Source organism: Janthinobacterium sp. SUN137 (assembly GCF_030587265.1).
Taxonomy (GTDB): domain Bacteria; phylum Pseudomonadota; class Gammaproteobacteria; order Burkholderiales; family Burkholderiaceae_D; genus Janthinobacterium; species Janthinobacterium kumbetense.
Window position 1 is genome coordinate 1,047,684 of the sequence record NZ_JAPWHZ010000002.1, and the last position, 16,956, is coordinate 1,064,639.

The window sequence follows — 16,956 nt, forward strand, 5'->3', positions numbered from 1 at the left end:
GGTGATCTCCTTTCCTGGCCTGCCTGTGCCTGTGTGCGCCTGCCTTACGGCGCGGGATCGGCCATGCAAGCGGCCAGCGAGCTGATGAACTGGTCGCGCAAGGCCTGGTACTGCGCATCCGTCGCGAATTCCCGTTTGTCCGCCGGCTGGTTGAGCAGATAGGCGGTGGCGACCGTCCCGCTGGCGGCATGCAGCAAGGTGTATAGACTGATGATGCCCGCCGATTGCGTAACATTGGGATTGTTCAATCCTAGCACTTCCACGCCCTGGCGCGCGTCCGTTTCCAGCGACACCAATTGGGGCGCCTTGCTGTTGGCGGCCATCTGCTGCATCTGCGCCACGATGGTGTCGCGGTCGGCGGCAAACCTGCCTGCGGCGCTGCGTTCGATTTTCAGGTTCACCAGGGGCAAGCTGCCCTTGTGGAACAGCATCAGCCGATAGCCATCGGCCGTCGATACCTGCCCCTCTCCCGTCGCCAGCTTGACGCTGCGCGTCGTCACGTGCGCGGGCAGGCGGTCCTGCTGCCGGAACTGGAACTCGCTGCGGTTGATGCATTGCGCCAACGGCCCCAGGGGATCGGCCGTGCGGTCTTGCGCCTGGGCGGCCAGGGCGGCAACGAGCAGGGGAATGGCAAGCAATGGGCGGTGATTCATGAGCAGCATCAGTCGAGGAGTGAAGGTGCCGCGAGCATAACCGTCCATATTGCCAGAAGGCAAATGTTTAGTTGCCATCCTCTAAAGCCCGCGTGCGTGGCTTCTTAATAGGAAATTCACCTGGCCCGCGTAGCATTCAGATTGGCAAGGCTCTCATTGTGCAGCGCCTGCCCTTTTCCGGCTGAATCATGAATGACATCGCTTTACCCCTGCACCACGGCGCCGCCGTGCCGCACCCTGCCAGCGGCCACCGCTTGAAAGCGGCGCTGGGCGCCCTCTTCTTTCCCCGCCAGCGCACGCGCTGGCAAGCTTTCCTGGGCAGCATGCCCGGCCTGAATTCGCTGGCGCAGCTGCATCCTTGCTTGCGCTTCAAGATTTACCGCCCTTACGCCTCGCGCCGGCTCGGTTGCGCGGACAGACTGGCCTTGCTGGAAGGCCATTACCGTTTCCTGTGGCAAGCCGGGGCGCGCGCCCTGGTCGAGCGGGCCGCGCGCCAGCCCGTGGTGCTGGCCGCGTTCGAAGGCAAGGATGGGGCGCTGTACCGCTTGCAGCTGACGGCCATCCACGACAGCTACCGCGAAGGCGAACTGTGCCTGCGCCTGACGCGCGACGGCCAGCCGTTCTACCTGGCCAGCTTCCTGTTCCTGCCGCGCGCCGATGGCGTGTCCCTGCAACTGGGCGCGCTGCAAGGCTTGCGCTCGGAAGCGGGCGCGCAAGCCGTGAAGGCGGCCACGCGGGCGCTGCACGGTTGCCGCCCGAAAAACCTGATGGTGACGGCCCTGCGCGATTTCGGCGATTTTTTTGCCTGCAATAACCTGTTTTTGATCAGCAATGACAACCGCATCGCCCTGAATGCGCGGCGCCGGCGCCATATCGCCGCCGATTACGACCTGGCGTGGCAGGAATTGCATGCCTTGCGCATGCGCGACGGCAATTATCACCTGCCCTGCGCCCCCTACCGGGCGCCCGACCTGGCTGACGTGCCATCGAAGAAACGGGCCGATGCGCGCCGGCGCGGTGAATTGCTGCAATGCATGTCTGCCGACATGCGCGCGCAGCTGGCGTGCCTGCTGGAAGCGCCGATGGCTGAACATTGAGCAAACGCAAGCCTTGCCATACCGGCAAACATAAAACTCAGGCAACCTTCATGTTGGGCCCGTATCCTTCACCAGGCATGCCAGCCACCTTCCCCATGCGCCGGCGTGCCTTCGATCCACTCTGGACAAGGTTACCCATGACACCCACTTTCGCCCTCCTCCCCCTTTGCCTCGCCGGCAGCGCTGCACTGGCCGCGCCCGCGCTGGACGACGCCGTGCGCCAGCGCGCGGAAGAACTCACGCGCACGGGCTTGCACGCCAGCATCGTCATCGCCGTGATCGAAGGCAAGGACAGCGCCGTGTATGGTTTCGGCAGCAGCCATGCAGGCAAGAGCGCCAAGCCTGGCGCCGACACCGTCTACCAGATCGGTTCCGTCACCAAGACCATGACGGCCTTGCTGCTGGCCAACGCCGTCGTCGATGGCAAGGTCAAGCTCGACGAGCCCGTGGCGGCCTTGTTGCCGGGCTATACCGTGCCTGCCTTCGATGGAAAAACGATCAGCCTGCTCGACCTGGCCACGCATTATTCCTCGCTGCCGCGCTTGCCCGACAACTTCGCGCCCAAGGACCCGGCCAACCCGTATGCCGATTACACGGAAGCGAAGCAGCGGCAGTTTCTTGCCGCCTACCACCTGCCGCGCGCGCCAGGCACGGCCTTTGACTACTCGAACATCGGCTATGCCGTGCTGGGCACGGCCCTGGCGGCCCAGGCCGGCACCAGCTATGAAGCGCTGCTGCAAAAGCGCATCGCCGTGCCGCTCGGCATGCGCTCCACCTCGAACAAGCCCACGCACGGCATGCTGGCGCGCCTGGCGCCCGGCCATCTGCTGTCGGGCGAAGCCACGCCCGCCTGGGATTTGAATGTGGTGGCGCCGGCCGGCGGCGTGTATTCCAGCGCGCGCGACATGGTCGCCTACCTGCAGGCATATATGTTCAAGCCGCTGCGTCCGTATGCGCTGGCGATCCAGCCGCAGCGTCCGGTGGCGTCCGGCGACGACACGAAAATCGGCCTGTCCTGGCTGCTGGAACAGCGGCAGGGCCAGGCCTACGCCTGGCACAGCGGCCAGACGGGCGGTTACAGCAGCTATGCGGCGTTCACGACGGACGGCAAGCGCGGCGTGGTGGTGCTGACGAATACGGCGCGCGACGTCGATGCGCTGGGCTTGTCCACCTTGCTGCCCGGCACGCCCCTGCCGCCGCTGAAAAAGCCGCAAGCGGCCATCGACGTGCCGCGCGCCGCGCTCGCCGAGTACGTTGGCGAGTATCCATTGGACAAGGATTTCACCTTGACGGTGAGCCTGGGCAAGCAAGGTCTGGAAGCGGCCGGCACCGGCATGGGATCCGCCCCCTTGTTTGCCAGCGCGAAAGACCAATTCTTCTTCCGCGCCATCGACGCGGAACTGGCGTTTACGCGCGATGCGGCGGGCAAGATCGCCAGCGCCGTGCTCAAGCAAAGCGGGCAGGACACGGTCTTGCCGCGCAAACCGTAGCGATCAAGCTGCCGGGTCTTGCATGAATTGCTCGACCCGCGCGACAAACGCCGCCTTGCTGCGCGTGCGAAACTCGCCCAGGAAGGCGTCGCTGCCCTGCACGATCTTGCCGTCGCGGTCGTATGCCACCTTGCCCATCTCCAGCACGAATTCGCCCTGCGGGTCGTCTTCCGGCTCGAAATGCGAATTGAAGCAGTAACCGCTGTCGCGGCAGCTGCCCCACAGCAGCAATGCGCTGCTGAACCATTCCATGGTGTCCGGGCCCGGTTCCAACTCGAACAGGGTGTTGACGGTGATGTGCCAGCCGCCCGGTACGCGCAGCGGCTGTAATGGGTAGGGAAAACGTGGCGGTTTCATGGGGACGGCGGCACGCGGCGCGTTTGATAAAAGGCAAGGAATTGCGCGGCCGGCAGCGCTTTGGCGAACAGCCAGCCCTGGCCGAATTCGACTTTGCGTTCCAGCAAATAATCGGCTTGCTGCTGCGTTTCGATGCCTTCGGCCACGATCAGCATGTTCAGGGTGCGGGCCATGGCGATGATATGCGGCGTGACGCTGCTGGTGGCGGCGTCCGTGCCGATGGTGTCGACGAAGGATTTGTCGATCTTCAAGGCGTCGAGCGGCAGGTTTTGCAGGCTCGATAGGCTGGAATAGCCGGTGCCGAAGTCGTCGATGGCCACGGCGTGGCCGCGCGCCCTGGCCTTTTCGATGGTGGCGCGCGCCGCTTCCACGTTGATGAAGCCCCGCTCCGTCGCTTCCAGCCAGATCTGCTGCGCCTCGATGCCCGTGCCGGCCAGGGCCCGCTCCAGTACGTCGAGCACGCGGCCCGTTTCGATATCGCTGGCGCACAGGTTGATGGCTATGTGCAGGTCGCGGTCGGCCAGCAGCGCGGCGCGCATGTCGGCGATGACGCAATCGATCACCTGGTCGGTGATGGGTAGAATCAGGTCGCCTTCCTCGGCCACGGGAATGAACAGGTCGGGCCGTATCATGCTGCCATCGGGACGGCGCCAGCGTATCAGCGCCTCGGCGCCCACGCACACGCCCGTGTCGAGGGCGATGATCGGTTGATAATGGACAAAGAATTCGCGCCGGTCGATGGCGATACGCAACTCTCCCATCAGCGACAAACGGCGGCGCGACAGCCACACGACGATGCCGACGAGGAAGGCAGCCATCAGCAGGCCCAGCGGCAAGAGCAGCAGCTGTTCGCGCCGCAGCCTGTCGTTCAGCTTGCTGCGCGGTTCGATCATGACGGCCGTCAAGCCATCGCGGTACAGCATGGCATGGATGCTGCCGTCCGGCACGGCGCCGGCCGCCGCCGGCTGGCCGGCCAGCAAGGCTTGCACCAGCGCCGGGTCCGGATGGTGCAAGGTGTCGAGCACGCCCCGCTTGCCGATGGCCACGGCCATCTGGATGTCGCTGTCGACGATGACGTCGGAAAAGCGCACGGGATCGATCAGCACCTTGTACGCGCGATACGACAGCCCCACCATGCGCTTGCCGCCGCTGACGACGGGGCGCAGGTCGAAATCGAGGCCCATGCCATTGTCCAGGGTAAAGTCGGCGGGCGTGACGGCGATGCGCTCTTCCTCGATGCCCGTGGATGTGCATTTGAGCAAGCCGTTTTCCACATAGCCGATATCGTCGATGCTGCGCGTGGTGATGGTGATGCGGCGCAATTGCTGGACATGGGCTTCCGAACACGGCGCCAGCTCCAGCGCATCGGCGCTGCGCAGGGCCATGCTGGCCGAGGCGATCGAACGGTGGGCGCGCTCGAGCGCGTAACCGGCCAGCAGACGCAGGCGTTCCTGCTCGCCCTGCTCGGCCCGCACGGACGACAGGTAAAAGGCCAGGCTCAGGGGAGCGGCCACGCCGATGACGGCCACCAGCACGCTGGTGATGATGATGCGTTTTCTGCGCATGTGATTACCTGCGGTAGTTATATGAATGCCATGTATTTCCTGATGGCATCATATTACAAGCAGAGGCCGCGCACGCAGAACTTGCTGAACAGTTACACTTTTTCCAGCGGCCTTGCCAGCACGAACACCAGCGCCGCCACCACGGCTGCCAAGCCGCCAGCCAGGTACAGCACGCTGGCAAAGCCGTCGATGAAGGCGTGCCGCGCCGCTTCCTGCGCCACGGCTTGCAGGGCGGGCGGCAGCTGGCCGAAGGCGTCGGACGCGTTGCCGGCGACGATGCGCCCGATCATTTCCGGCGAAGCCTTCAAGCCGTGCAGCCACGCCAGTTGCTCGAACGAGGCGGCCGTGCGCATGGCCAGCACGGCGCCCAGCGCGCCCACGGCCAGCACGATGCCGACGAAGCGCGTGGTGGTGCTGATGCCGGAGCCCATGCCCGTGCGTTCCCTGGGGATGCAGGCGAGGATGGCCTTTTGCGTGGTGCCGTTGAGCAATCCCGCGCCCGCCCCCGTGACGACCATGCCGGCAGCCACCCAGCCATACTGCAGGCTGGCGGCGGCCAGGGCCGTGGCCACGTTGCCCGCGGCGACGATCAGCAGCCCCGTCACGAGGATGCCGCGGTCGTCCAGGTAATGCATGGCGCGCGGCGCCAGGCGCGACAGCACGACCATGGCGACGGCAAACGGCAGCATGGCGCAGCCGGCCAGCACGGCGGAAAAGCCGAAGGCGTTCTGCAGATACAGCGGTAAAAAGGTCATCATCACTTGCGCGGCGATGGCGTAGCCGAACATGCCCAGCACGGCGCCGACGAACACGCGCCGGCCAAACAGGGATAAATCGACCATGGGCGCGCGCTGGCGCCGCTCCGCCAGCACGAACACCAGCAGCAGCGCCGCGCCCGCCAGGAAGCGCAGCAGGGTGGCGCGGCTGGACCAGCCCGCCACGCTGGCGTCGATCAAGCCCCAGATGATGCAGAACAGGCCGGCGGAAAACAGCAGCGCGCCAGCCGGGTCGAAGCTGGCGTTGGATGCATCCTTCGATTCATCCACGTGCCTGCTAACCAGCCACATCAAGATGGCGACGACGGGCAGGTTCAGGTAGAAAATCCAGCGCCAGTTGATGGCGCTCGTGATCAGGCCGCCCAGCAGCGGCGCCACCGTCATGGCCACGCCCATGGCTGCGCCCCACACGGACCAGGCGCGCGCCCGCTCCTTTTCCGCATGAAACGTGTGGCCGATGACGGCCAGCGCGGAGGTGAGCAGCAGCGCGGCGCCGAGTCCCTTGACGGCGCGCGCCACGTTGAGCACGAACGGCGTCCACGCCAGGCCGCACAGCAGGGACGCCAGCGCGAACACAGCCAGGCCAAACAGCATCACCCTGCGCCGTCCCAGACGGTCGGCGATGCTGCCGGCTGGCAACAGGAACGAGGCGAACGCCAGCATGTAGGCGCTGACCACCCATTCCACGTCGACGAAGCTGGCGTTGAGCGAGCGGGCGATCGACGGCAGGGAAACGGCCACCACGTTGGTGTCGAGCATGATCAGCGCGCACACGCCCGAGCACGTATATAAGGTCCAGTTGGTATTCTTCATGCCCCGATTGTAAGCACGCTTGTATTATTTCCTGTTATAAGATGATCGCCTTATAATTCACCCATGGTGAATACAGAAAAAGACATGGAATTGCGGCATTTCCGCTGCGTGCTGGCCGTCGCGCACAGCCTGCACTTCGCGCGTGCCGCCGCGGAACTCGGCATTTCGCCGCCCGCGCTGACCAAGCAGGTGCAGGAAACGGAAAGCTTGCTCGGCACGCGCCTGTTCCAGCGCAGCAAGCGCGCCGTGGCCCTGACGGCGGCCGGCGAATTGTTCGTCATCGAAGCCACCCGCGCGCTGGGGCAGCTGGCGCAGGCGCAGGAAGTGGCGCGGCGGGCGGGACGGGGCGAGCTGGGACGGCTGGAAGTCGGCTATGTGGCCTCGGCCGCCTACTCAGGCGTGCTGCAGGACCAGTTCGCCCGCTTTCGCGCCAGCCACCCCGGCATCCACATCGGTGCGCGCGAATACGCGATGGATGCCCTGCCCGGCTTGCTGGACCAGGGCCGGGTGGACCTGGCGTTCGTGCGCCCGCCCCTGCACTTGCCGGATGGACTCGACAGCGTGGTCTTGCTGCGCGACCGCTTCGTACTGGCCGTGCAAGCGGACAGCACGCTGGCCCGCCTCGGCGTGGCGGGGCCGGCCGCACTGGCGCAGCAGGCGTTCATCGTGCCGGAACAGGAATTGGGGACACTGGAAGCGAGCCGGCGCGGCGGCTTTGCGGCCCAGGTGGTGTCGCGCCCGGGCAGCCTGGTGGCCGTGCTGACGGAAGTGTCGCTGGGCGTGGGCTGCGCCATCGTGCCCCACTCGGTGATGGCCAGCGTGCAATTGCCCGGCGTGTGTTTCCGCGAGCTGGAAGGGCCGAAGATCAGCTCGGAAATCGCCGTGGCCTTCCGCCGCCACGAACAGGCGCCCGCCGCGCGCGCCTTCATCGCCCAACTGCGCGCGGCGGCGCTGACTTAAGGTCAAACGCCTTTCAATACGGCCACGGCATAGGTGCAGGCCGTGGCCGTTTCATTCCTGAACACGCAGTCGGCCGGCGGGCCCAGTTCCAGGCAGTCGCCCTCGTCCAGCACGTGGCGGGTCTCCCCTTCGAGGAAGACGAGGCTGCCGCTGAGCGACCAGATGAGTTGCCGCCGCGACGCATAGGCGGCAGCCGGCATGGCCACCACGGCGCCGGGCGGCAAGGTAATATGCACGAGGTCGAGCGGCATGTCGGACGCGGGCGACACGTGGCGCCGCACATAGCCGCTCTGCGGGTCGATCCACACGGGCTGGTCAGCCTGGCGCAGCAAGCGCCCCGCGCGCATCTCGGCGCGGGCGATCAATTCGGACATGCTCAGGTCGAAGGCGCCAGACAGGCGCGCCAGCAAGGTGGCCGTGGGGCTGCAATCGCCCCGCTCCACCTTGTGCACCATCGCGCGCGACACGCCCGAGCGGGCCGCCAGCTGCGTCAGCGACCAGCCCAGGCTTTCCCGCTCGAGGCGCACCCTGGCACCGATGCGTTGGTTCAATTCGTCTGGTTTAGTGGACATAATCAGGATTTATTGGACAAAAGCGTGGGCGGCAATCTATGATTTGTCCATTATAGTAGACGCCTAGCAAGGAGAGCAACATGCAGATACGCGATGCCCACGCGGGCGACATCGAGGCCATCACGGCCATCTACAACGATGCCGTCAGCAATACCCTGGCCATCTGGAATGAACGGACGGTCGATGCGACCAACCGCGCCGCCTGGCTGGCCGACCGCGAAAAGGCCGGCTACCCCGTGCTCGTCGCCATCGATGCGGAAGAAAATGTGGCCGGCTACGCCTCGTTCGGCGACTGGCGCCCGTTCGAAGGTTTTCGGCATACGGTCGAGCATTCCGTGTACGTGCGCGCCGATCGGCGCGGCGCCGGGGTCGGCAAGGCCTTGATGGGGGAATTGATCGCGCGGGCGCGCGGCCTGGGCAAACACGTGATGGTGGCGGGCATCGAAGCGGGCAATGCCGGCTCGATCGCCCTGCACAAGCAGCTGGGTTTCGAAGAGGTGGGATTGATGCGCCAGGTGGGCACCAAGTTCGGCGCCTGGCTGGACCTGGCGTTCCTGCAGCTGCAGCTCGATACGCGCAGCGATCCGGACGGCATTGCGCCGCCCGGTTGAGGTCAAACAAATATCAAGGGTCGATCTCCGGTGGCGGACGGCGCAGCGCCATATGTTCCCACACGGCCACCAATACCAGCACGCAGCTGGTGATGCAGGCCAGGGTCAGGGGCGAATACAGCCGGCCATACGCCATCGGGATCAGCGCCAGGATGATCAAGATGCCCAGCAGGTGCGACAGCGGCGGCGTGGCGCGGTCGTTGCTGACCCATTTAAACAAGGCATTGCCCAGCAGATACAGGATCGGGCCGCCCAGCAAGGCGCTGATGCCGGCGAAGCTCGCTTCGTCCGGATGCACAAGGGCCAGCTCGTCGGCCACGGCGGAAACGATCACGCCGCCCACGATCAGCACGTGGATATACGTGTAAGCCTTGCGGGCGATGCGGCCCGGATCCTTCGAGTGGGCGATGCGGTGGTGGCCCGCCTCGGCACCCGTGTCGAAATAGATCCACCACATGGCGATGCTGCCGACCAGGGCCGACAGGAACCCCAGCCAGTTGGCGGCCGTCCATTCCAGGCCGGCGAAGGTGGCGCCCGTCACCAGCAGCGATTCGCCCAGGGCGATGATGACGAACAGCGCGCAGCGCTCGGCCATGTGGCCGCCGTCGACATCCCAGTCGGCCGTCGAGGAACGGCCCAGCCCCGGCATGCCGAACTGCATCCAGGGACCGGCCAGGTCGATCAGCAGGGCCGCGCCCCACCAGAAGATGCGCTGCTCGGGCGACGCGATGCCGCCGGCGATCCAGAAGATGCCGGACAGCACGGCCCACAGGGCGATGCGCTGGAAATTGCGGCGGCGCGACAGTTCCTCATGGCGCACGGCCCACCAGGCGAACAGGGGCCGGCCCACCTGCATGGCGACGTAGGCGCCGGCAAAACCGAGGCCCCGCGTGCCGAACGCTTCGGGAATCGAGGCGGACATGAGCAAGCCGCCCAGCATCATGGCGAACAGGCTGATGCGCACGGGGATGCGTTCGGGATCGAGCCAGTTGGTGATCCACGAGGTAAAGATCCACACCCACCAGACGGCCATCAACAGCAGGCCCGTCTGCAGCCAGCCCATGGCGCTCAGGTGCGCCAGCAAGCCGTGCGACAGTTGCGTGACGGCAAATACGAACACGAGGTCGAAGAACAGCTCGATCATGCCCACCTTGCCGCTGTCCTGCACGCCGCGCTGGCGCAGCAGGGAAATGCGATTATTCATTTTTTTCCTTGCATAAATACCGGACCGGCGCCCGCGGCGCTGGCCAAAACGGCACGATGATAGCAGATGGGGATGGCGGCCATGGCGACGCCCTGCGGTCGGCATGCGTTTGCTCTTCCGGCCGAATTTCGTTACGATGGGTCGCATGCGCGGGACACCACCTCCACCATGTATCAGCTGAACTGGCGCGGCCCCTGGCTGGCTGCCGTGCTGCTGCTATCGCTCGGCGGCGACGCCCCGGCGCTGGCGCGCCAGCTGGCCGAACCGGCCCCCGCGTGCCGGGCGCCGCAAACCATGGCGCTGACGGTCAACAGCGACGCCATCGCCACGGCCAGCAACGATATCAATGACAATACCCTGGTGGCGCTGCGCGCCAACGGCACCGCCTACTGGACGGTTTTATTGTCGACAGCGAATATCCTGCTGCAGCTGGGCGCCGACCGCGGCGATACCATCGTGACGTTCCAGAAAGGACTGACCCTGCGTTTCCAGGCGCTCGGTCCGCAGCAATATCAAATCCTCATCGATGGCCCCATCCTCGATGACGGCACGCAATACACGCTGACTGGCAAGGTGGTAGCCGTTTTTGAACGCTGTCCGGCCCCGCCCGCGCCGGCCGCGCAATAAAGCCGCGCAGGCCATCTATTTAAATCAATAAACCGTTTATATTCAATTGCATTTCCTATTCCGCTTGCCTGCCGCCGCGCAAAATGGCCGGCAGCACATTCCCGCGCCGCGTCCGGAAGCCGCATTATTCTTGCCTTCGCGACAATTCGAGAGAATCGCGCAAAAAAATAGGCATAGAATCGCTACTCGTCATGCGCAAGAGCCGGCATGGTTATATTACGAATAGCCGGAAACTACTTTTTTGAATAAGCAAATACGAAATATATTAATCAATTCCGGATTGATTAATATCAAATGTCTTGTCTTTATTTGAAATTGTGTATTGTCCTGCCATATTTTTATGGCATGGTCGCAAAGCCGTCGCAATACCATTTCTACCGACTTACCCAACTGCCCCGAACCTGTCGGCCACGGGGCGCCCACCGCAAGTGCAGGCCGATATCACCTCATGGAGAATGTCATGTCTAACTTACCTCGCGTCGAAGTCACCAACCATACGCTGGCTTCCGGCCAAAGCGTCACCACCAACACCACGCCGAACAGCATCGCGCTGTCCATCGCCAGCGGCGACAGCAACAACCAGACCGGCATCGCCTTCCAGTTCCAGGGCCGCACCACGTACTGGAATCCCAGCGTCACCACGGGTTTTACCACGGCCAAGCTGGCCAGCGACACGGGCAACGGCGTCGTCACGTGGAAAGCCGGCCTGACGGTCACCTACTCGCCGCAAAGCACGGGCCTGTATAACGTGCTGCTCTCCGGCGACATCGTCGACAGCGGCACCTTGTATAGCTACACGGGCTTCGTGCTGGCCACCTTTACCTCCAACTCGCAGTAAGCGACGGTTCCGCGCCCGCCTGCGGGCGGGCGCTCCGGATGGCCGCCCGCCACCGCGTCCAGGCAAGCCGCCTGGCCATCCGACGCCCTTCCGGGCCCACCCGTTGTAAACGATTGCGTTGCCGCGCGGCAGCCATGCCGCCGCATCGCAGCCCGAGTCGCGTCTTGAGTGGAGGTTGTCATGGGTTTCAGTTTCGTCGCCACCGATCCCGCCAGCAAGGTCAGCCTGTATGAATCGCCGCCGCAGGCGGAGCATGCGTGGGCCGGCTACCTGCTGCCGCCCGTCGCGCCGCCGGCCACGCCCCCGGACAGCATCAGCTATGCCGACAGCCTGTCGCCGCAGCGCATGGGCAGCTACGTGTTTGCCAGCGCCCGTCCGGCGGCGCTAGACGCGGCGCCCGGCCCCTTCATCGCCGCCCTCGTCGCGTATATCGACCGGCAGTCATCGGCGCCGGGACTGAACCTGAACGCGCTGCTGTGGCTGCGCGACACCGATGCTGCGCCGACTGATTCCTTCAAGAACTATGGCTGCAGCTACACCTATAACCAGCTGACCAAGGGCTTTGCCACCAGCACCAACGTCAATTTCCGGCTGGGACAGGACCTGCTGTTCAACGTGCTGTCCGGTGTCGGCCTGTCCATCGACGCCGCCAGCGGCAGTCTGCGGCTGGCCGCGCCGCTGGCTACGCCGCCGGCGCTGGCCTTCCAGCGCAATGCCAGCGATATCGGCATACGCGTCACGGGCAGCGGCAGCACGATCCGCACGTTCGTGCCTTTGGCGGGCGCGAATGCGGGCTGCCTGACGTTTACGGCCACCGTCAACCCTCCCGTCACCTTCGGCCCAAGCGGCCTGGCCGTCGGCTTCCCCATGACCGCGCGCGACACGGCCAGCGGCCAGCTGCAGCAGCTGTTCTACCCGGCGCTTACCGCGCCCGCCAAGCTGTCGGCCAGCCTGGCCTGGGTCGGCACGGTCGACCCGCTCGATCCCTACAATCAGAAGCTGTCCGCCAAGGCGCGGCTGGAAGGCGTATTGCGCTGCGGCTTGCTGCCGGCCGACCGGCCCGCCTTGCCGTCCACATACCGCACTGCGCTGGGCCATGCGACGACCTTGCGGCCGCTGGGCGCCGCCAGCGGGCAGCCGCCCGTGATCGGCCTGCAGTCGGGCGCCCTGGCCTTCGGCTGCGCCGCGCAGTCGCCTTCCCAGCCCGCCACCAGCAAGGCGCTGCTGACGCCGGCCGGGCGCTTTGGCCTGAGCGCCATCGGCCAGGCTGACGGGGCGCAGACAAACTTGTTATGCGGCATCTTCGGCTCTGAACAGCTGAGCATGACCACCTATGATGGCGCCGCGCCGGAGAATGACAGCCTGCTGTTCGTGCCCGCCTCGCCCGCCTACGCGTCCGTCTTTCCGTTCCAGACCGCGACCCTGGACTTGCCCGATTCCGGTAACGTGGCCACGCCGCTGACGGCCGATTACCTCGGTTGCTGGGCCAGCGTGCTCAAGGGCGGCGCGGCCATGCCGCAATACCATGCGGAGCCGGCGGGCAGTCCCATGTACGGCCTGCCGCCGGCCGCCCGGGCCGCCGCCTTGCTGCGCGCCGTGGCCGCCGATACCGTGCTCGCCTCGACCCCGCCCTCGCTGCCCGTGCCGCAGGGCGCCGCGCACGCCTTTCCCCTGCTGCCGTATGGCGGCGCCGTCAGCGGCGGCCCGCTGGATGTCAGCGCCGCCCTGCTGTCGAGCTTTGAAAGCAGCATTGTGGCCGCCACCCGCAAGGCCGTCATTTCCAGCGGCGCCAGCGCCACCTGGCAGGCGCGCGCGGCCGCCAGCCGCCGCGTGCGCGGACTGGCCGCCGGCGACGCGGTGGCGGAAGCGCCGCACTACCGCACCACGCCGCAGGGCGCGGTCGCCACCGTGTCCAGCCAGGCGCAGGACCAGGACGCCTTCCTGTCAGTGACCCTGGGTCAGACCCTGGGCGGCGGCGGCCAGGTCTTGCCGTTCGGCTTCCGCTTCCCGGACGCGACCTTGCAGGATGCCTTGCAGACCAACCAGCTGTTCCTCGTGGCCGTCAACGCGGCCCACCTGTCGGACGGCGCCGCGCACTTCGACAATACCGTGGGCATCGCGGGCTGGACCATGCAAGCGCAGGTGGGCGTCGGCGTGACGCCCACGTCCTACCGCAACGTGATGCTGCTCAAGTATTGCAGCGGCAGCGTCAGGGAACGCGTCGCCAATCCGAACGCCTGGTCGGGCGCACCCGATTTTTCGCTGGCCGCCGACGCCGGCCCCGACGTCCAGGGCATCGCCTACACGGGGTTGTCGCAGTGGCTGCAGGATGTCATCGAAGCGGCCGAGGTGCTGGCGGCGGACAAGCCCGAATCGCCGTACCGGCATTTCCTGGAACTGGTCAGCGATCCCACCTGGACGGGCGTGCTGGTGCTGCAGGCGGACCTGGATCCGTCCAGCCTGCCGCCCGGCCTGCAAGGCATCGCGGCCGGCCTCGACCTGACGCGCTTCGTCGCCCACCATTTCGGCTTCACGGCCAGCCGCGTGACGGTGCACGGCGACGGCAGCATCACCCTCAACGGCAATTCCAGCACCTTCGGCCTGGTCGACTACCAGGATCCGGCCTTCGCCGCCGGCCAGCGCAACGGCTTGCCGCCCGATACCCCCATCGCCCTGCCCGACACCGACAACTATGCATTCCGCGTGCTGCAATTGCAGGTGCTGTTCGACAATGCCGTCATCAAGACCTTCAAGAGCTACGTGCAGCTGGCCGTCAACGGCCTGCTCGGCTCGCGCGTGACGGCCACCACCTTCGGCGGCAATGCGATGCCGAACAACGGCGTGGTGCTCGACGGCAGCTATATCGACCAGAACGGCACCGGCATCTACATCTTCGAGCAAGCCACGCCGTCGATATTCAGCCTCGACAGCAACCTGCTGCGCCACGTGGCTTTCCAGCGCATCCAGTTCAACTGCCTGGGCACCACCGACGCGGGCGCGACCGTGCTGAACCGTTTTTCCGTCTGGGGCACGCTGGACTTCGCCAGCCTGGACGACCGCACGGGCGCCGTGCTGGACCTGCTGTCGTTCGGCGCGCTGGCGCCGGACCTGCCGCCGGACGGCGCAGGCCTGGCGTTTTCCAACCTGGTGATCGACATGCGCTATCCGCAGACGACGCCGTCGGCCGTGCGCTTCGACGAGGTGACGGCCAACCTGGCCTACGACCTCGACGCCAGCCAGGCCAGGCCGGACAGCCTGTTCAAGGGCTTCGGCCAGGAACTGTCGGGCTTTATCGCCGCCGCCGACGGGCAAAAGCCGGCCGATTTCGGCTTCCTGCCCGTCAGCACGGCGCTGAACCTGGGCACGCTCGACGGGCCATGGCACGGCATCGTGTACGACGTCACCATGGGCGGGCCGGGCGCGCTCGTCTCGGCCGCCGGCTTCCATTCGACCCTGCTGCTGGCCTGGTCGCCCGCCAGCACGGCCGACGACGACGAGCAAGCCGTCTTCGTCGGCCTGTCGCTGCCCGGCGCGGCGCCGGGCGCCAGGCTGATCAGCCTGCAAGGCATCTTCAAGCTGGCCATCGACAATATCGGGCTGATGCGGCAAAAAGTGCCCGACGGCGACTCCTACTATTACTGCTTGCGGCTCGACAATATCGCCATCAAGTTCCTCGGCATTGCCAAGCTGCCGCCCGACGCGAACATCCAGTTCTTCCTGTTTGGCGACCCGAAGAATACGGGCAGCCTGGGCTGGTATGCCGCGTATATCGCCGATGCGGCCGCCCGCCAGGAGCAGGCACTGGCCGCGCTGCCATTGCCGGCTATTTCACTGGGGAGCGCAGCATGACCAACGTCGTGTACTGGAATATCGAGAACTTCGGCATCAACAAGGTCAACAACCCCAGCCGCAAGCGGCCCCGCTATGGCGAAGGCGGCCGCTGCGGCGGCAACCTGCCGGCCGTGGCCGCGCTGCAGCGCCGCAACCACATCCTGACCATCCTGCGCGCCACGCAGCCCGATATCTTCGTCCTGATCGAGGTGTCGGCCAGCGCGGCCGGCGCCGGCGACCTGGCGCCCGACACGGGCGGCCTGCAGGGCGCGATCTTCCTGCTGCAACAGCTGCGCACCGACCCCGCCGACCCCAACCGCGCTGCCTGGCGCATGGTGCCGCCGCTGAAAGTGGGCACGGGCGGGCGCACGGAATCGGTCGCCGTGCTGTACCGCGGCATATCGGGCACGGTTGGCACGCCCACGGAAGTGCGGCGCTATTTCACGGGGCCGAACGTATGGACGGGCGGCGGCGTGTCGGCCGTGGCGGCCGGCGCCGTGCCCGCCGCCTACCCGGCCGGGGGCGCCGGCGCGCCCGACATCCAGGATTTGCTCAACCCGCAAGGCCAGCCGGCGCGCACCATCCCCGCCGGCGCGCAGTACAACGGCGGCCTGGCCGAGGGCATGGCGGCGGCGCGCATCGCCTTCGCCCCCGCGCCGGCGCCGGCCGTGCCGCCCGTCGTTGGCGGCCTGGTCAATTTCAACGGCTTGCGCCAGCCCTTCATGGTCACTTTCGTGGAAACCAACCGGACCGACGTCATCACGCGCAACCTGACCCTGTTTGCCGTGCATGCGCCGCCCAACCACGGCGGCGCCACCAATTTCATCAACATCCTGCTGCGCGGCGTGCTCGACGTGGCGGCGCCGCCCGCCGGCGCGCCGCACAATGAAGTCAAGCTGATCTGCGGCGACTTCAACCTGAACGCCATCTACGCGCAGCCGCCCGGCGCGGGCGGGCGGACGACGGCCTACGACCAGTTGCGCGCGATCAACTACATACCGCTGCTGGACCCGCCGCCCGCCATGCCGGTGGCGCCGAACCTGACGCTGGATGCGTATCAGGGCTACCTGGCCACGCATATCCGCCCCAAGCGCACCAAGCAGCAGCTGACGCAGCAATCGCGCTTCCTGTGGTCCGACAATACGGCCGGCGGCGCGTTGGTGGCGGCGCCGTATCCCGGCTATAACTATATCGGCAGCGATATGGTGAGCAACTTTTTCTCGATCGACAACATGCTCGTCAACCCGCTGGTGCCGGCGAATAGCTACCAGTTCACGGTGATGAACCCCGTGTCGGGCACGCCGTTCACGGTGGCGGGCGGCATGCCTCCGGGCGTACCCATCGGCACGCGCCCGCTGCCCGCGCAATTTCCGAACGTGCCTGCCGGCATGGCCTGGCCGCAATCGCCGGCGGCCGTGTATGCCGTAGGCCAGGCGCGCACCCTGAACGGCTGGGCCAATTACGGCTACCTGCGCAGCACCAGCGACCACCTGGCGCTGTTTGCCGTGCTGTAGACAGAGCGTCCGGGCGGGTGCGAGCGTCCGCCCTGGACATCATGACTG

The 16,956-nt window shown here is 66.3% G+C and carries 13 protein-coding genes and 1 pseudogene; 8 read left to right on the plus strand and 6 right to left on the minus strand.

The genetic code is table 11. From position 1 onward, the window contains the following. Positions 1-44 precede the first annotated feature (44 nt). Positions 45-653, minus strand: a complete 609-nt coding sequence (locus O3298_RS12955; RefSeq protein WP_305059579.1) for a hypothetical protein — start codon at positions 651-653, stop codon at positions 45-47. Between the two features lie 188 nt (positions 654-841). Here O3298_RS12955 and O3298_RS12960 point away from each other — a divergent pair, with 188 nt between their 5' ends. Beyond that, the gene (locus O3298_RS12960; RefSeq protein WP_289905011.1) at positions 842-1,750 is read left to right on the plus strand and encodes a DUF535 family protein; all 909 of its coding nucleotides are present in this window, start codon (positions 842-844) and stop codon (positions 1,748-1,750) included. Positions 1,751-1,887: 137 nt separating this feature from the next. Beyond that, a complete protein-coding gene (locus O3298_RS12965) occupies positions 1,888-3,240 on the plus strand; it encodes a serine hydrolase (protein ID WP_305059581.1) in 1,353 nt (450 codons plus the stop codon). Positions 3,241-3,243: 3 nt separating this feature from the next. Here O3298_RS12965 and O3298_RS12970 read toward each other — a convergent pair whose 3' ends face one another. The 3 genes and pseudogenes from O3298_RS12970 to O3298_RS12980 form a co-directional block, all read right to left on the minus strand. Continuing rightward, positions 3,244-3,597, minus strand: coding sequence for a hypothetical protein (locus O3298_RS12970; protein WP_305059582.1), 354 nt, complete (start codon positions 3,595-3,597; stop codon positions 3,244-3,246). After that, complete coding sequence (locus O3298_RS12975) at positions 3,594-5,162, minus strand: EAL domain-containing protein (protein WP_305059584.1); 1,569 nt, start codon at positions 5,160-5,162, stop codon at positions 3,594-3,596. The genes O3298_RS12970 and O3298_RS12975 overlap by 4 nt, the downstream gene beginning before the upstream one ends. A gap of 92 nt (positions 5,163-5,254) precedes the next feature. Continuing rightward, positions 5,255-6,754, minus strand: a pseudogene (locus tag O3298_RS12980) (MFS transporter); the annotation flags it as partial. Between the two features lie 81 nt (positions 6,755-6,835). Between O3298_RS12980 and O3298_RS12985 the strand changes: the two are divergent. After that, a complete protein-coding gene (locus tag O3298_RS12985) occupies positions 6,836-7,711 on the plus strand; it encodes a LysR family transcriptional regulator (RefSeq protein WP_305059585.1) in 876 nt (291 codons plus the stop codon). A gap of 2 nt (positions 7,712-7,713) precedes the next feature. Here the strand turns inward: O3298_RS12985 and O3298_RS12990 are convergent, their stop codons facing one another. Continuing rightward, on the minus strand, positions 7,714-8,283 hold the full coding sequence (locus O3298_RS12990; protein ID WP_305059586.1) for an XRE family transcriptional regulator: 570 nt from the start codon (positions 8,281-8,283) through the stop codon (positions 7,714-7,716). Positions 8,284-8,363: 80 nt separating this feature from the next. Between O3298_RS12990 and O3298_RS12995 the strand changes: the two genes are divergently transcribed. Next, positions 8,364-8,894, plus strand: coding sequence for a GNAT family N-acetyltransferase (locus O3298_RS12995; RefSeq protein ID WP_305059587.1), 531 nt, complete (start codon positions 8,364-8,366; stop codon positions 8,892-8,894). Positions 8,895-8,907: 13 nt separating this feature from the next. Here O3298_RS12995 and O3298_RS13000 read toward each other — a convergent pair whose 3' ends face one another. Beyond that, on the minus strand, positions 8,908-10,098 hold the full coding sequence (locus tag O3298_RS13000) for a low temperature requirement protein A (RefSeq protein WP_251348790.1): 1,191 nt from the start codon (positions 10,096-10,098) through the stop codon (positions 8,908-8,910). Positions 10,099-10,266: 168 nt separating this feature from the next. Between O3298_RS13000 and O3298_RS13005 the strand changes: the two genes are divergently transcribed. The 4 genes from O3298_RS13005 (at position 10,267) to O3298_RS13020 (ending at position 16,908) form a co-directional block, all read left to right on the plus strand. Continuing rightward, positions 10,267-10,725 carry a hypothetical protein gene (locus O3298_RS13005; RefSeq protein WP_289905018.1) on the plus strand — a complete coding sequence of 153 codons (459 nt, stop codon included), beginning with the start codon at positions 10,267-10,269 and terminating at the stop codon, positions 10,723-10,725. A gap of 460 nt (positions 10,726-11,185) precedes the next feature. Beyond that, complete coding sequence (locus O3298_RS13010; RefSeq protein WP_251348792.1) at positions 11,186-11,563, plus strand: hypothetical protein; 378 nt, start codon at positions 11,186-11,188, stop codon at positions 11,561-11,563. Between the two features lie 180 nt (positions 11,564-11,743). After that, positions 11,744-15,412 (plus strand): hypothetical protein, encoded by a 3,669-nt coding sequence (locus O3298_RS13015; protein ID WP_305059589.1) that lies wholly within the window; start codon positions 11,744-11,746, stop codon positions 15,410-15,412. Further along, complete coding sequence (locus O3298_RS13020; protein WP_305059590.1) at positions 15,409-16,908, plus strand: endonuclease/exonuclease/phosphatase family protein; 1,500 nt, start codon at positions 15,409-15,411, stop codon at positions 16,906-16,908. The genes O3298_RS13015 and O3298_RS13020 overlap by 4 nt, the downstream gene beginning before the upstream one ends. The last annotated feature ends 48 nt before the right edge of the window (positions 16,909-16,956 follow it).

What these genes read in the sequence shown, in the direction of transcription:
- O3298_RS12985 (WP_305059585.1), top strand. Translation starts at nt 6,836, where the DNA reads ATGGAATTGCGGCATTTCCGCTGCGTGCTGGCCGTCGCGCACAGCCTG.
- O3298_RS12995 (WP_305059587.1), top strand. Translation starts at nt 8,364, where the DNA reads ATGCAGATACGCGATGCCCACGCGGGCGACATCGAGGCCATCACGGCC.
- O3298_RS12990 (WP_305059586.1), bottom strand. Translation starts at nt 8,283, where the DNA reads ATGTCCACTAAACCAGACGAATTGAACCAACGCATCGGTGCCAGGGTG.
- O3298_RS13010 (WP_251348792.1), top strand. Translation starts at nt 11,186, where the DNA reads ATGTCTAACTTACCTCGCGTCGAAGTCACCAACCATACGCTGGCTTCC.
- O3298_RS12955 (WP_305059579.1), bottom strand. Translation starts at nt 653, where the DNA reads ATGAATCACCGCCCATTGCTTGCCATTCCCCTGCTCGTTGCCGCCCTG.
- O3298_RS13005 (WP_289905018.1), top strand. Translation starts at nt 10,267, where the DNA reads ATGTATCAGCTGAACTGGCGCGGCCCCTGGCTGGCTGCCGTGCTGCTG.
- O3298_RS13000 (WP_251348790.1), bottom strand. Translation starts at nt 10,098, where the DNA reads ATGAATAATCGCATTTCCCTGCTGCGCCAGCGCGGCGTGCAGGACAGC.
- O3298_RS12970 (WP_305059582.1), bottom strand. Translation starts at nt 3,597, where the DNA reads ATGAAACCGCCACGTTTTCCCTACCCATTACAGCCGCTGCGCGTACCG.
- O3298_RS12965 (WP_305059581.1), top strand. Translation starts at nt 1,888, where the DNA reads ATGACACCCACTTTCGCCCTCCTCCCCCTTTGCCTCGCCGGCAGCGCT.
- O3298_RS13020 (WP_305059590.1), top strand. Translation starts at nt 15,409, where the DNA reads ATGACCAACGTCGTGTACTGGAATATCGAGAACTTCGGCATCAACAAG.
- O3298_RS12960 (WP_289905011.1), top strand. Translation starts at nt 842, where the DNA reads ATGAATGACATCGCTTTACCCCTGCACCACGGCGCCGCCGTGCCGCAC.
- O3298_RS13015 (WP_305059589.1), top strand. Translation starts at nt 11,744, where the DNA reads ATGGGTTTCAGTTTCGTCGCCACCGATCCCGCCAGCAAGGTCAGCCTG.
- O3298_RS12975 (WP_305059584.1), bottom strand. Translation starts at nt 5,162, where the DNA reads ATGCGCAGAAAACGCATCATCATCACCAGCGTGCTGGTGGCCGTCATC.